We start from the raw sequence: 13,348 nt of genomic DNA, 5'->3' as shown, positions 1-13,348 counted from the left end.
CTCCCCAGGCCGTCCCACCCCGTCCCACGGGGTGCCCGTCCGGCCCCTGAGCGGCGGGGACGCCGGTGGCGGGCGCACGGCCCGTCCCGTTCCGGTCCAGATCCGCCGTCAGGTCGCGTGCCCGTCAGGCGTCGGCGTACTTCGCGTCGGCCGCCGGATCGAGGGCGAGCCGGTAGCCCCGCTTCACCACGGTCTGGATCAGCTTCGGCGCCCCGAGTGCCGTACGCAGCCGGGCCATCGCCGTCTCCACGGCGTGCTCGTCCCGCCCGGCCCCCGGCAGGGCCCGCAGCAGCTCCGCCCGGGCCACCACCCAGCCCGGCCGCCGCGACAGCGCCCGCAGCAGGGACATCCCGGCCGGCGGTACGGGCTTCAGGTCGCCGTCCACCAGCACCGCGTGCCCCCGGATCTCCACCCGGTGCCCGGCGACCGGCAACGCGCGCGCCCGGCCCGGCAGCTCCTGGCAGAGCAGCTGGACGAGAGGCCCGAGCCGGAACCGCTCCGGCTGGACCGTTTCGACGCCCCGCGCCTGGAGCGGCACCGCGGTGACCGGCCCGACGCACGCCGGCAGCACATCGCCGCTGAGGGCGGCGAGCAGCTCGGCCAGCATCCCCCGCTTCTCGGCCCGGGACAGCAGCGACGCGGCGGCGGGCGCGCTGGTGAAGGTCAGCGCGTCCAGCCCGCGCGAGACGGTGGCGTCCAGCAGCCGGTCGACGGGAGAGATGTCCTCCGGCGGCATCCACCGGTACACCGGCACCAGCACCACCTCGGCTCCCCCCTCCCGCAGCGCCTCCACGAAACCGGGCAGCGGCTCACCGTGCAGCTGTACGGCGATCCGGCGCCCGTCGACACCCTCCTCCAGCAGCCGGTCCAGCACCTCGGCCATGGACTCGCTAGACGGCGACCACTCCTCGGTCAGCCCGGCGGCCCGTATCGCACCCTTGACCTTGGGCCCGCGCGCCAGCAGCTCCACCCCCCGCAGCCGCCCGAGCAGCTGCTCGCCGAGCCCCCACCCGTCGGCGGCCTCGACCCAGCCCCGGAAGCCGATCGCGGTGGTGGCGACCACCACGTCCGGCACCTGGTCGATGATCTCCTTGGTGGCGGCGAGCAGTTCACCGTCGTCGGCGAGCGGCACGATGCGCAGGGCAGGCGCGTGCAGCACGGCCGCCCCGCGCCGCTGGAGCAGCGCCCCGAGCTCGTCGGCCCGGCGCGCGGCCGTCACGCCCACGGTGAACCCGGCGAGGGGGCCGTGTCGGCTGTGGTCCGGTCGCTGCTGTTCGTCGTACATGGCTCTCCTAGCTGACCTGCATGCCGAACGAGCCTGTCAACGGCGCGTGACAGGCTCGGTTCGGGTTGATGTCGCCGGTGTTACGTCACACCTCCGCGTAGCCGAGCTGCGGTTTCGCCTCGGCGGCAGCCGCGGCGCGGGCCTGGCCGGCCGGGCGGCGAAGGTATACGGCCCAGGTCACCGCGAAGCAGACACCGTAGTAGGCCAGGAAGACGACGAACGCGCCGGTGCCGGAACCGTAGGAGAGGAAGGACTGCCGGAAGGCCATGTTGATGCCCACGCCGCCGAGCGCGCCGACCGCACCGATGAGCCCCATGGAGGCCCCGGACAGCCGCCGACCGTGGGCCGCCGCCGCCTCGCCCTCCAGCCCCTTGGCCAGGGCCTTCGCCTGGAAGATGCCGGGGATCATCTTGAACGTCGAGCCGTTGCCGAGCCCGCTGAGGACGAACAGCACCACGAACGCGGCCACGAACAGCGGCAGCGACTTCCCGATGCTGGCCCCGACCAGGACTGCGGTGGCGGCGGCCATACCCACGTAGTTCCACAGCGTGATCTTCGCCCCGCCGTACCGGTCGGCAAGCCAGCCGCCGACGGGCCGGATCAGCGAGCCCAGCAGCGGTCCGATGAAGGTGAGGTAAGCGGCCTGGAGCGGGGTACGGCCGAACTGGTTGGTCAGCACCTGCCCGAAGGCGAAGCTGTAGCCGATGAACGACCCGAACGTCCCGATGTAGAGGAACGACATGATCCAGGTGTGCGCGTCCTTGACGGCGTCCTTGGCCGCGCCCGTGTCGTTCTTCACGGAGGCGAGGTTGTCCATGAACAGCGCGGCGAGGACGGCGGCGACGACGATCAGCGGGATGTAGATCCCCAGCAGCACCCGCGGCCCGCCGCTCGCCCCGATGATCGCGAGGGCGACCAGTTGGATGACCGGCACGCCGATGTTGCCGCCACCGGCGTTCAGGCCCAGCGCCCACCCCTTCTTCCTGAGCGGGAAGAAGGCGTTGATGTTGGTCATGGACGAGGCGAAGTTGCCGCCGCCGATGCCCGCGAGCAGCCCGACGAGGAGGAAGGTGTCGAACGACGTCCCCGGCTTCATCACGGCGAACGCCGCGATCGTCGGGATGAGCAGCAGGCTCGCCGAGATGATCGTCCAGTTCCGCCCGCCGAAGACGGCGACCGCGAAGGTGTAGGGCACCCGGACGACGGCACCGACCAGCGTCACCACCGACGTGAGCAGGAACTTGTCGGCGGGGGTCAGCCCGTACTCGGGGCCCATGAACAGCACCAGCACGGACCACATGGTCCAGACCGAGAACCCGATGTGCTCGGAAAGCACGGAGAAGACCAGATTCCGCCGGGCGGTCTTCTCCCCGCCCTCCTTCCAGAAGGCCTCGTCCTCAGGATCCCACTGCTCGATCCAACGTCCTCCCCTGCCGCGCGCGGCGGGGGCCGTACTGGGGGCTGGGGCTGGGGCTGTCATGACGCCTCCACGGTGCTCCGGGGCTCGGTCTGCCATCGACTCGACTGACTCAACCCGAAGGTAGGAAGGACGCGTTTCCGGCCTGTGGCTGTGGGTGACCGGAAAGGAACTTTGCTCTCACCCCGCCCGAGGACGGGATGAGAGGTTGTGCGGGTTGTCCGCGCTCCTACGGCACACAAGCCCCCTTGAAGACCGTCACCTCGTCGCCCGCGCCGGCCGCGACGACGATGTCCGCCGTGCCGTCGCCGTCCAGGTCAGCGACCGAGGCGTCGTAGGCGCCGTAGGCGCCGTCGGCGGAGAGCGTGGTCAACAGGGAGACGCCCTCGCCGCCACCCGTGTACACCGCGACGGAGTCCCCTACACCGCGACGGAGTCCCCCTTGAGGGAGGACACCAGCAGATCCGTCACACCGTCCCCGTCGACGTCACCCGAGCCGACGGCGACCGGCGGGGACTCGGTCGTAAGGGCGGTGGCCGTGGCAAAGGTCCCGTCACCGTTGCCGAGCAGGACATCGAGAGCGTCGGAGCCGTTGCCGACGGCGGCCAGGTCGAGGTTGCCGTCGCCGTTCACGTCCCCCGTGGTCAGCGAGTAGAGACGGGAGGTCCCCGCGTACGACACCGCCGCACCCAGCTGTGGATGACGTGTCACCGGACTGTGCGGGGGCAAAGCATGGCGGGACCAGGGGGGGATCAGCGCTGCGGGGGCTGCCAGTCGGGGTAGTGCTGCGGTTGCCGGGGCTGGCCGTAGGGCCCGGTCCCATACGGCCCGGCGTCGTACGGCCCGGTCCCGTACGGCCCGGCGTCGTACGGCCCGGTCCCGTACGGCCCGGTCCCGTAGGGTCCGCCCTGCACCGGTTGCTGGACCGGTGGCACCACCGGCGGGCTCGCATAGGGCCCCATCTGAGGCATGTACCCCCCGAACGAAGACTGCGAGCCGGGCGGCAGATACCGCACCCGCCCGCCTTCCTCCGTCACCCGCAGGAATCCGGCGGCCTGAAGCCGACGGGCGAACTTCGCATTGCGCCGTCGGTTGACGAGGAATCCGATCCCCATGATCCCCATGAAGACAACCCAGGCGCCACCCGCGACGGCGAAGTTGAAGGCGCCCCCGCCTTTCCGCGCCGCATAAAGCACAAGCCCGACGGTGATACCCAAACCCCCGTAAGCCATGCGCTTCTCGGCGTTCTTCCCGGTGATGTCGAACTGGATCCGCGCCTTGAGCAGTTCGAGCGCATCGGGCACGACCGGCGGCAGCGAGACCCCGTCCGCGGCGCTCGGGTACTGCGCCCAGTTCTGCGCGGCACGCGCCCGGGCCTGCGGGCTGTGATCGGGGACGACGACCAGCTTGAGCACGTTGTTACGGGACCCGGTGAACCGCGCGTCGGCGTACTCGTACCCGAACTGCTGCGCGTAGAAAGCCAGCCGGGCCAGCCTCTTCACGGAGGCCATCCCATTGGTGAGCTCAACGGGCTCCCCGCTCGCCATCAACCGCAGCATCTTCCGCACTTGCCGCTTACTCACCGCGCCTGCCCCCACCCGACGACCACGTCGCTCTCCTCACTTGAGCAACCTGGCCAGTTTTCCACGGGTCCACGGACCTGAGGCACCGCGAGCGAAGCGGTTGACGGGAACTTGGCAGAGGCTTGAGGGAGCCACGATCGGTCAGCCCTGCTGCCCGCTCCCACCTACTTCGAACCACAGCAGCTTTCCCGCACCCCGCCCGAGGACGTCGTCCCCAAGCGGCCGGCCACCCCACGAGTCGGCATACAGCTGCACGAGCCCCAGCCCACGCCCACCATCGGCGTCGGCCGAGGCGAGCGGGGCGCGAAGAATTCACGAAGAACTACCAATAGCCACTCGTGTGGGTGACCTGCACACCCCCGCCAAGTACAGGAGCGACTCGCCATGCCACCCGCCACCACCCCGACCCTGCGTCAGCAGCGCCTGGGCACCGAACTGCGGAGGCTCCGCGAGCGTGCCGGGCTCACATCCACTGCGGCTGCCGCGCTCCTCAGCGGGCCACAGGCACGGATCAGCAACATCGAGGCCGGCCGATATGCAGTGAGCGCCGACCGCGTACGTACATTGGCGCGCAATTACAACTACGCCGACGACGAGGCATACATTGACGCCCTGGCCGCGATGACGGGTGGCCGCAAGAGGGGCAGGTGGGAGGAATACCGGGACACCCTTCCTTCCGGCTTACTTCTGGCTCGTTAAACGGCAACGGCAGTGGCGATCGGTGCAATGGCCGCATCTCAGTCGGCTTCCCCTGCGGTCTGTCGGGACAGCGTGGGAGCTTGGTGACAAGGATTGTTGCGGTGTGCCCAAGTGGCTTGAAGGCCGACTCAAACATGCCCCGTTATCCTCTAGCAGGCCCACACAGGAATGAGAGATGCCCATGTCCGCCGGTTCGACACACGAGGGACCCACGGCACAGCCTCCTCGGCGCTCCTTCGTGGGCAATGTCGCTTTCGGGGCGGGATTGGTCCTGGTTCTGGCGACGATGACGCTCGGAGCCTTCGCGGGTGTCATGCTCGTCAGCGACCTGGCGAATGCTCCCCTTTTGTCGACCGTTGTGCCAGACGATGGGCGCACCGTCCTGATGGTTGGAGCCATCGCTCTCGGCGGTATCACCGGTCTGATGCTGCCGGTGATCCTGCTGGGCATGGTGCGGGGAAGCGAGGACAAGCCCAGGATCGGTGTTGGCGCAGCGGTGCGAAAGGTCCTCGCCGTGCTGGCATTCGATGCCTACCTGTTGCTCGTTGCAGTCCTTGTGTCCCAGCTGGGCTGGATCTTGCCCAAGGGGGCCACCACCCTTGTCGCTGTATTCGCTGTCGGCTTCAGTTGGATGCCGCTGGCCATGGTGCCGTGGGAGAAGTTGGGGCTGGGCGAAGTGGTTGGAAGCCGCCTCAGCTCACGCGGCACATCCAACTCACGCCAAACGGACTGAATCCGCCAACTCGTCGGCGATCTTGCCCAGCTCCTCGCCGAGCCCCAGCGCCGTCCATAGGAGGCGACATTCCAGGGCCGTGCGGTGCTGTCGTGGCAGGATGTAGTGAGCCACTCCTTCCACGATGGCGCCGCTGTCAGTATCCGGAGCTGTGGGCTCAAGGCGATGGACGCGGAGGGCGGGCCCCAAGGGAAGTTCAGCTTCCACGAGCGCCGGCTTACCGAAGCAGGGCCCTACAGCAGACTCTGCCTCCGATCGCAACGCTGCGATGGTCAGCAGTCCCGAAGGGATCCTCAGCTCCCTCACCGTGTAGCTGGCGAGGATCGCGTCGTTCAGCGGGGCGAGCACCGCCGCGCACAAGGCGCCCTGTCGCACTGCTGCGCTCCAGTACCAAAGGAGATCCTCGGCGAAGGCGTCGTACCACTCGGGCCCGGAGCCTCTGTCGAGGTGCTGTTCGGCGACTTCGCGTGCCCAGGTCTCCGGCTCTTCGCTCCTCAGGTCGAGCACCAGCCAGTTCTCCGGGCCGGGGAGTGCGATCCGGCATTCCCGCCAGCCTTCCGCAGGCGTCACAGCAACGCTCACCTTCCGGCCAGCGACGCGTCAGGGCCAGTAACGTCGGGCTCCGGATCACTACTCCACAGACCGATGAAGCTGTTGGTGTCGGAAGCCGCACCCGTGCCTGTAGCGCCCAGAGCCCAAGAGTTGTACGTCAGGGCCTGCTTGAACGCACCGGGTGTACCGATGAAATGCAAGTCAGCTGAATCGACGGCCTTCATTCGCCCCAGTTCGTCAACCATGCCCGGTCCGACGTACATGCTGGCCAGGCCACGTGTTCCTGCCGCGTGGTACGCGTCACGGGCCGCGGAGAGGTTGTCCCCGACCTTGAACAGATCCCGCCAATTGCTGCGGACAACGCCCAGGTCGTCTGCGAAGGAGCGTGGCAGGCCCTTGAAGGCCGCTGCCAGAGACACGTCGGGGACCGCTGCACCGGCGACCGCTCTTGCCCGCGGACCGACCATCTCAATGACGAGTGCACGCCTCGCTGCCGCGCTGAGCGCTGGGTTCCAACCACGGACGTACTGTGTCGCGGCCGTCCAGACGCGACTGCGTCCGACCGTGGCCGCAAGCTTGGAACCCGCGGAGAAAACACGGCCGACCCCGAAGGTCGCAAGCCCGAGCACATCCATCGCCACGTCGCCCCAGGATCCGTCCCCGTTGATGGCGAGGAGCACATGGCAGATGAGCGAGACAACTGTCATCACTAGGGCGATGGTGCCCAGGACCCCGGCAAGCGCCTGCCCGATGATCGGGATCCAGCCAACAAGCAGCGACACCACCCCGCAGACCGCGGCAATGGCTCCCGCGACATTGCTGATGATGGTCAGCGCATCACGCAGATCGTCCAGCCACGAGTCGTTGAGCCCGTCGGATTCTGTGGTGTCGTGAATGAGCCGTGCCGCCTTGTTGCCCGCGTTCTTGTGGCGAGTCTTCAGAGTGGCAAGCTTCCCGCGCAGGCCGTCCAGTCCGGCTTGGAGATCGGTCACCTTCTTGTCCAGCTTGCCCTGATCGCTCGCTTCGGTGCCCTTCGGTGGATGCTCGGCCTTGGACTTGGCTGCGGAGAGGTCGCCGCTCTGCGTCTCGGCCTGCTTGAGAAGCTTGTCTGCCTCATCCTGGATGGTCTCGAGATCGGTGTAGTACTCCTTGAGAGCGGCACCGGCATCAGCATAGCGGTCGTGCGCCTTGCGCACCGTCTTCGCCGTCTCATTCGCCTTCTCGGCGAACGCCTTTCCCGCTTTGGAGTCCCAGCTCTCCATCTTCCCAATACGGTGCAGGGCCGCAACCGTGTCGGAGATGGTCTTCGCCGTCGTCTCGAACCGGCGCGAGAGTTCTTTCATCTCGTGGACGTCGCCGGGTACCGGGTCGCTGCTCTCCCCCAGCACCTCCCACCTGTGCTCTGCCGGGCGACTCACTTCTTCTTTCCCTTGCCCACGAGCGCGTTGTACAGAGCAGTGTCCAGTTCCGTGTACGCCTTACCCGCTTCGTGGGCGATCTGGCCGAGGCCCTGGATCTCTTCGACCATCTTCTTGCGGTTGTCGTCCCAACCGTCGGAGAAATCCTGCAGCCGCTCGTACAGGACTTTGTGTCCGACCGTACGACGGTCATAAGCGTCCATGAGCCTGTCCAAGCCTTCGAACTCCGTGGCCAAGGTGCGCAGACCCGTTCCAACCGTGTGCAGGTCATCCGTGGAGACCCTGAGCCGCTCGCTCAAGCCTGCGTCCCCTCCGTCTCTTCATCTCCGTGCTGCCAGCGCAGCGTCCCGGCGACCGCGTCGAAGAGCCCCACCATGGCTTCCGCGATCGGCTCCAGCGGAGTGCTGAATGTCAGCATCAGGACTTCGTCACGACGCGGGACCGGTACGAAATACTCCAAGATGGTGTCCTGGAACTCGGAGCCCAGTCGCCGTGACTGCTTCGTCTGCTCGCGTCGAAGCAACCGGGCTGCCCGCCCGGCGGCCTGGAGCGTCACCAACCCGACTTCGCCGGAGCCGGTAAGCGCGGCGACGGCATCGAGGCCGTCGAACTTCTCGTACAAGCGAGACACCAGCAAAGAGGCGGACAGCGGGATGCCTGCCGCCTCCAGGAACGACAGGTAGAGCACCACGCCGCCTTGTTCGGCTGCTGCCTCGGCCGTTCCGAGAAGCTCCTCCTCCGCTTTGCGGCGTAGGAGGGGCTGATCATCCACTCCCGCGAACTGCCGCCGGATCAGCGCGCTCACCGATGCCTCGCGACGGTCCTGCGGTCGGAGCGGAATGCGGTACCAGTCCTCAGGGGTGATCAGGCCGAAGGCCGGTGCACGTTTGCCTGCCCGTGCTTGTTCCAACTCTGTCTCCATCACGACATGCGTCGCGTCCCTCAGCGGTTGACGGCCTGGATTTCCTGCACCACGACATCCTGATTGGCCCCGAACGTGCCGTCAGGCAGGTCGCCGCCCGTGTTGCCTGTGCCCGTCCAGTGGATCTTCCAGGTGATGGTGGCCTTGAGGGGGTAGGAGCCGTTGCCGGAGGAGTGCAGGTATTTCACTCCACAGGGTGGCGTCTCGTCGGACTTCCCCTTGGCGTAGGGCTCGCCGATGCTGCCGCCCTTGATCTGGCAGACGCCCGACGCCGGGTACGTCTCCGCGTCCGACGTGCCGGGGTCGATCTTCAGGGACACCGGTTCGGCGGTCGTCGTCGCGGAGATACCCAGCACCGGGATCGAGGCGGTCACCGAGACCGGCTTGAACTTGGCGCCGTCCAGCCAGGCCCACGTGGGGAGGTTCACCTTGGTCGTGTGCGCCGGGGCCAGCGCCACCTTCGTGCTGGGAACGCGGATCTCGTTGTAGGCCAGCTCGGCGAGGATCTTCGGGGTGACCGCGTTCTCGACGTCCGCCGGCGGGGGGTCACCCTTGTCGACCCAGAAGAAGGGCTCCTTGCACTTGTCCCAGCCCGGCGGGAAGTCCTTGTTGACGTACGAGTCCCACCAGTAGCCCTTATCGGCCTTGTCCTTGTTGAAGTCCTTGTACGGATGACCGTCGACGTACCGGGCACGCTGCTCGGCATCCCACTCGTAACCCGTGGAACCCGCCTCCCAAATCGGCTCCAGATAGGCCTTGAGCTGGGCCGGCGTGTACTTCGGCGCGTACCAGCAGGCCGGCGGGGTCCAAGAGGTAGTGGACGTGACAGCGCCCACCGAGTCACCGGAGCCGTTCTTCGAGCGGTCGTAGACGATGACGCCGACGGTCGAGGAAAGAGTGCCGTCACCGGAGGCATTACCGGACGTGTTCGAATCCGATCCGCCGCCGAACGTCCCGCCCCCGGGCGGCTTTTGGCTGGCGTTGGCCGACGGAGCGAGGACGAGACAGGTTGATACAGCGAGCAGGACAGCACCAGCACGAAGGAGCCGAGTCACGGCTGGCACCTGTCCGCTCCCCGAGTGGAAGCGATTTTCACGAGCTCCCAAACCCCCTTCTCGTTCTTCTGTACCTGGAGGCCATAAGCGACGTAGCTGTCCTTGGTGACCTTCGTGTCCTTGATTTTGTTGGTCTTGATGACCTTGCTGTAGCCCTTACTCTCGTCTCCGCAATACGTGAGCGACGCCTTGTTCTTGGACTCAACGCTGACCTGCCGGTCGAAATAGCGCACAGTTCCGGTGATCGTCCAGCCAGCGTCTTTAAAGGACTTGACCCACTGCTGGGCCGCTACGGCTCCTTCGCCCTCCGTGTAGTACTCGAGAGCGGGAAGACGAGGATCCTGGGCGACGATGGCAGCGTCGAGAGCACGAAGGAGCTCCGCGTTGTCGCTCAGAATCGCGTCCTTGACAGTGTCTCCCGTCTTTTCCGGCGCGAAGGTCAGCTTCACATCCGACGGCAGTTCGATCTTCGGTCGACCAGCCGCAGTCGACGCCGAAGCACTCGGGGAGGCCGACGACTTACCCCCGGTGTCCGCGCCCGCGATCTTGTCGTTGCCCTTCGAGCCGCCGTCCCCACCCCCGCCGCAACCGGCAAGGAGAAGCGCGGCCATCGCACCGGCGGTGGCTGTCGTGAGCAGGCGAAGGCGGCGGGTCACGGTGGGCTCCTGATGGGGCGTTCGGGCTGGCGGAAGCAGTCGATACGGTATCGAGGCTGCCAGTTGGGGCGCCAGAGAGGGTTGGTGTGACCCGGAGTCGGCGCCGTCTCAGGACATTGCAACAGGGCAAGCGGGGCCGCTGCTTGGTCCTCTCAAGGAGGAGTCCCTACTCACCCACGCACGGTCCCTTGTAGGAGCCGGTCGCGTACTTCTCGCCCATGCCGATGGGGAGGATCTTGATGTCCTCGACGCCAGCCGGTCTGCCACGTGAGGGGTGGGTGGCCTATCCGTTGGCGCGCTGTGTCACCGGTTGACGGCTTGGATCTCCTGCACCACGACATCCTGGTTGGCTCCGAACGTGCCGTCAGGCAGGTCGCCGCCCGTGTTGCCTGTGCCCGTCCAGTGGATCTTCCAGGTGACGGTGGCCTTCAGGGGGTACGAACCGTTGCCGGAGGAGCGCAGGTATTTCACTCCACAGGGTGGCGTCTCGTCGGACTTCCCCTTGGCGTAGGGCTCGCCGATGCTGCCGTCCTTGATCTGGCAGACGCCGGACGCCGGGTAGGTCGTCGCGTCGGACGTGCCGGGGTCGATCCTGAGGGAGACCGGCTCAGCGGTTGTCGTCGCGGAGAGATTCAGCACGGGGATCGAGGCGGTGACGGAGACCGGCTTGAACTTGGCGCCGTCCAGCCAGGCCCACGTGGGGAGGTTCACCTTGGTCGTGTTCGCCGGGGCCAGCGTCACCTTCGTGCTGGGAACGCGGATCTCGTTGTAGGCCAGCTCGGCGAGGATCTCTGGGGTGACGGCGTTCTCGACGTTCGCCGGCGGGGGGTCACCCTTGTCGACCCAGAAGAAGGGCTCCTTGCACTTGTCCCAGCCCGGCGGGAAGTCCTTGTTGACGTACGAGTCCCACCAGTAGCCCTTGTCGGCCTTGTCCTTGTTGAAGTCCTTGTACGGATGACCGTCGACGTACCGGGCACGCTGCTCGGCATCCCACTCGTAACCTGTGGAACCCGCCTCCCAAATCGGCTCCAAGTAGGCCTTGAGCTGGGCCGGCGTGTACTTCGGCGCGTACCAGCAGGCCGGCGGGGTCCAGGAGGTGGTGGAGGTGACGGGGCCCACCGAGTCGCCGGAGCCGTTCTTCGAGCGGTCGTAGACGATGACGCCGACGGTCGAGGAAAGAGTGCCGTCGTCAGTGGCGTTTCCGTGTTGCTTGGTCTGCCCGTTGGTGCCGTGCTTGTCGCGCTCAGCGAAGGCCGCATGGGACGCGAAGACGGGAACGCTCACAAGGGTCACGACCGTCGTGATCCTCGCCAACTTTCTTAGGGCTGGCACGCCTTGTCCCCCCTGTTCGAAACGATGTTGGTGGTCTGCCAGACGCCGTCGGCGTTCCTGGCGAGTGTGGTGTGGTAGAGCACGTAGGCGTTCGCGGTCGTCGGCGTCCTATCGACCTTCTTCGTCTTTTTGTCCTTGATGAAGGACTTGCTCTCATCAGAGCAATAGGTGACGTAGGCCTCTTTCGCTCCTGAAAGTGTCACCTTGCGGTCGAAGTACCGGGTCTCACCGATCCACGTGTCGTTGTCGTCGATATATCCACGCACGTACGTGATCGACGAGCTAAGGGCCTTGCCGGTGTTGTAGAAGCCAAGCGCCTTCGTGCTCGCACTTCCCTTGAAGATGGCCTCGTCCACGGAATTGACGCTCAGAGCGCTGTCCGCAAGGACCGCATCTTTCGTCGCATCACCGGTCTTCGTGTCCTCGAAGACGTTCTTGGCGTCGGACGGGAAAGTGATCTTTGGACGTCCGGCAGCCGCAGACGCCGAAGCGCTCGGCGAAGCCGAAGCCGAGTCCCCCGTGTCCGCGCCCGCGATCTTGTCGTTGCCCTTCGAGCCGCCGTCCCCACCCCCGCCGCAACCGGCAAGGAGAAGCGCGGCCATCGCGCCGGCGGTGGCTGTCGTGAGTAGGCGGGGGCGGCGGGTCACGGTGGGCTCCTGGTGGGGGGATCGGGGTTGGTGAAGCAGTCGGTACGGTATCGAGGCTGCCAGTTGGGGCACCAGAGCGGGTTGGTGTGGCCCGGGGTCGGTGCCGTCTCGTGACATTGCAACAGCGAGGGCGATCAGGCAGTTCTTACTCGCCCACGTACGCCAGCGTGTCGCTCCCTCCGTCGTCCCACTTGATGTTCACGCTGTCTCCCGAACGCTTCAGCGTGGCCGCGAGGTAGTCGTCTTTCTTGGTGCCCTCGGTGCTCATGGGCTTGAGGACCATGCGGAAGGTGCCGTCGCTGCGGTCCATGCCGAGGCCGGTGAGGATGCCCTCGCCGCCGGGGTCGATGTAGGAGAGGGCGTATTTGCCCTTGTAGGAGCCGGAGTTGTACTTCTCGCCGATGGTGAGCGTTTTGTTGGCGTCGTCCTGCCACTGGCCCTGGAAGCCTGTGGCGGGGGCCGTGGCGGTGTCCTCGTCCGAGGAGTCGGAGGAGTCAGAGGGGGTCTCCGAGCTTTGGTCGGGCGCGTCGTCCGTCGGTGTGTCGGTCGCGGTTGCGGACTCGCTTGCCTGGGCCAAGGGCTTGTTGGGCTTGTCTCCGCCGTTTGTGGCGAGGTAGACGCCGCCGCCGATCAGGAGCACGGCCGCCGCGGCGCCGGACACGATGAGGGCCAGTTTCCTCTTGTGGCGGGCGCCGCCTCCGGGAGGTGGCGGTGGGGGTGGATAGGGGCCGTACTGGCCGCCTCCGCCGTACTGGCCCGCGCCGTAGGGTCCGCCGTAAGCGGGCTGTGTCGCGTACGGGTTGGGGACCTGCCCGGGGGCCTGGGCGGGGGGCTGTGGTGAGTACGGCCCCGGGTACGGCTGCTGCGGCGGTGGCCAGCCGGGAGGCTGCGTCATCTGGGAGTGTCACTCCTCGGATCGGGTCGGTCGGTCGGCGGGCGGACACCGGATCACGGGCACCAGCAACCAGCCGAATCCCCCGCCCCACACCCACCAGCTTTCGCCACACCGTCCGCCGCGCGCAAGCGTGTTCCCGTCCCGCTCCGGCCAA

The 13,348-nt window shown here is 67.1% G+C and carries 16 protein-coding genes; 2 read left to right on the top strand and 14 right to left on the bottom strand.

Features of this window, described 5'->3' with window-relative positions; translation table 11 throughout:
* Nucleotides 1-124 precede the first annotated feature (124 nt).
* The 5 genes from ACWGJM_RS12135 to ACWGJM_RS12115 all read right to left on the bottom strand — a co-directional run bounded on the left by ACWGJM_RS12135 (nucleotide 125) and on the right by ACWGJM_RS12115 (nucleotide 4,285).
* Nucleotides 125-1,285: a uroporphyrinogen-III synthase gene (locus ACWGJM_RS12135; protein WP_453411564.1), complete on the bottom strand. Its 1,161-nt coding sequence runs from the start codon at nucleotides 1,283-1,285 to the stop codon at nucleotides 125-127.
* An 85-nt stretch (nucleotides 1,286-1,370) separates the two neighbouring features.
* Nucleotides 1,371-2,765: a nitrate/nitrite transporter gene (locus ACWGJM_RS12130; RefSeq protein WP_453411563.1), complete on the bottom strand. Its 1,395-nt coding sequence runs from the start codon at nucleotides 2,763-2,765 to the stop codon at nucleotides 1,371-1,373.
* Nucleotides 2,766-2,931: 166 nt separating this feature from the next.
* Nucleotides 2,932-3,108 carry a hypothetical protein gene (locus tag ACWGJM_RS12125; RefSeq protein WP_453411562.1) on the bottom strand — a complete coding sequence of 59 codons (177 nt, stop codon included), beginning with the start codon at nucleotides 3,106-3,108 and terminating at the stop codon, nucleotides 2,932-2,934.
* A 14-nt stretch (nucleotides 3,109-3,122) separates the two neighbouring features.
* Nucleotides 3,123-3,413 carry an FG-GAP repeat domain-containing protein gene (locus ACWGJM_RS12120; RefSeq protein ID WP_453411561.1) on the bottom strand — a complete coding sequence of 97 codons (291 nt, stop codon included), beginning with the start codon at nucleotides 3,411-3,413 and terminating at the stop codon, nucleotides 3,123-3,125.
* 41 nt (nucleotides 3,414-3,454) lie between these two features.
* On the bottom strand, nucleotides 3,455-4,285 hold the full coding sequence (locus tag ACWGJM_RS12115; protein WP_453411760.1) for a hypothetical protein: 831 nt from the start codon (nucleotides 4,283-4,285) through the stop codon (nucleotides 3,455-3,457).
* A gap of 384 nt (nucleotides 4,286-4,669) precedes the next feature.
* Between ACWGJM_RS12115 and ACWGJM_RS12110 the strand changes: the two genes are divergently transcribed.
* Nucleotides 4,670-4,984 carry a helix-turn-helix domain-containing protein gene (locus ACWGJM_RS12110; protein ID WP_453411560.1) on the top strand — a complete coding sequence of 105 codons (315 nt, stop codon included), beginning with the start codon at nucleotides 4,670-4,672 and terminating at the stop codon, nucleotides 4,982-4,984.
* 238 nt (nucleotides 4,985-5,222) lie between these two features.
* Complete coding sequence (locus ACWGJM_RS12105; protein ID WP_453411559.1) at nucleotides 5,223-5,717, top strand: hypothetical protein; 495 nt, start codon at nucleotides 5,223-5,225, stop codon at nucleotides 5,715-5,717.
* On the opposite strand, the gene ACWGJM_RS12100 is transcribed toward ACWGJM_RS12105, so the two are convergent.
* The 9 genes from ACWGJM_RS12100 to ACWGJM_RS12060 all read right to left on the bottom strand — a co-directional run bounded on the left by ACWGJM_RS12100 (nucleotide 5,700) and on the right by ACWGJM_RS12060 (nucleotide 13,194).
* Nucleotides 5,700-6,287, bottom strand: a complete 588-nt coding sequence (locus tag ACWGJM_RS12100) for a hypothetical protein (protein WP_453411558.1) — start codon at nucleotides 6,285-6,287, stop codon at nucleotides 5,700-5,702. The genes ACWGJM_RS12105 and ACWGJM_RS12100 overlap by 18 nt on opposite strands.
* An 8-nt stretch (nucleotides 6,288-6,295) precedes the next feature.
* Nucleotides 6,296-7,657: a hypothetical protein gene (locus tag ACWGJM_RS12095; protein WP_453411557.1), complete on the bottom strand. Its 1,362-nt coding sequence runs from the start codon at nucleotides 7,655-7,657 to the stop codon at nucleotides 6,296-6,298.
* A gap of 26 nt (nucleotides 7,658-7,683) precedes the next feature.
* Nucleotides 7,684-7,986, bottom strand: a complete 303-nt coding sequence (locus tag ACWGJM_RS12090) for a hypothetical protein (RefSeq protein WP_453411556.1) — start codon at nucleotides 7,984-7,986, stop codon at nucleotides 7,684-7,686.
* Nucleotides 7,983-8,612: a hypothetical protein gene (locus tag ACWGJM_RS12085; RefSeq protein ID WP_453411555.1), complete on the bottom strand. Its 630-nt coding sequence runs from the start codon at nucleotides 8,610-8,612 to the stop codon at nucleotides 7,983-7,985. Before ACWGJM_RS12085 ends, ACWGJM_RS12090 begins: the two co-directional genes overlap by 4 nt.
* A gap of 17 nt (nucleotides 8,613-8,629) precedes the next feature.
* A complete protein-coding gene (locus ACWGJM_RS12080) occupies nucleotides 8,630-9,673 on the bottom strand; it encodes a hypothetical protein (protein ID WP_453411554.1) in 1,044 nt (347 codons plus the stop codon).
* Nucleotides 9,661-10,320 carry a hypothetical protein gene (locus tag ACWGJM_RS12075; RefSeq protein ID WP_453411553.1) on the bottom strand — a complete coding sequence of 220 codons (660 nt, stop codon included), beginning with the start codon at nucleotides 10,318-10,320 and terminating at the stop codon, nucleotides 9,661-9,663. The genes ACWGJM_RS12080 and ACWGJM_RS12075 overlap by 13 nt, the downstream gene beginning before the upstream one ends.
* A 303-nt stretch (nucleotides 10,321-10,623) precedes the next feature.
* The gene (locus ACWGJM_RS12070; RefSeq protein ID WP_453411759.1) at nucleotides 10,624-11,604 is read right to left on the bottom strand and encodes a hypothetical protein; all 981 of its coding nucleotides are present in this window, start codon (nucleotides 11,602-11,604) and stop codon (nucleotides 10,624-10,626) included.
* 35 nt (nucleotides 11,605-11,639) lie between these two features.
* On the bottom strand, nucleotides 11,640-12,299 hold the full coding sequence (locus ACWGJM_RS12065; protein WP_453411552.1) for a hypothetical protein: 660 nt from the start codon (nucleotides 12,297-12,299) through the stop codon (nucleotides 11,640-11,642).
* Nucleotides 12,300-12,444: 145 nt separating this feature from the next.
* Nucleotides 12,445-13,194, bottom strand: coding sequence for a hypothetical protein (locus tag ACWGJM_RS12060; RefSeq protein WP_453411551.1), 750 nt, complete (start codon nucleotides 13,192-13,194; stop codon nucleotides 12,445-12,447).
* Between the last annotated feature and the right edge of the window lie 154 nt (nucleotides 13,195-13,348).

It is taken from the genome of Streptomyces sp. NPDC054834 (assembly GCF_053611185.1).
This window is presented reverse-complemented; position numbering and strand designations above follow the sequence as displayed.

Bases quoted from the DNA above. Each gene is read 5' to 3' on its own strand.
- ACWGJM_RS12135 (WP_453411564.1), bottom strand. From the start codon at position 1,285: ATGTACGACGAACAGCAGCGACCGGACCACAGCCGACACGGCCCCCTC.
- ACWGJM_RS12130 (WP_453411563.1), bottom strand. From the start codon at position 2,765: ATGACAGCCCCAGCCCCAGCCCCCAGTACGGCCCCCGCCGCGCGCGGC.
- ACWGJM_RS12110 (WP_453411560.1), top strand. From the start codon at position 4,670: ATGCCACCCGCCACCACCCCGACCCTGCGTCAGCAGCGCCTGGGCACC.
- ACWGJM_RS12060 (WP_453411551.1), bottom strand. From the start codon at position 13,194: ATGACGCAGCCTCCCGGCTGGCCACCGCCGCAGCAGCCGTACCCGGGG.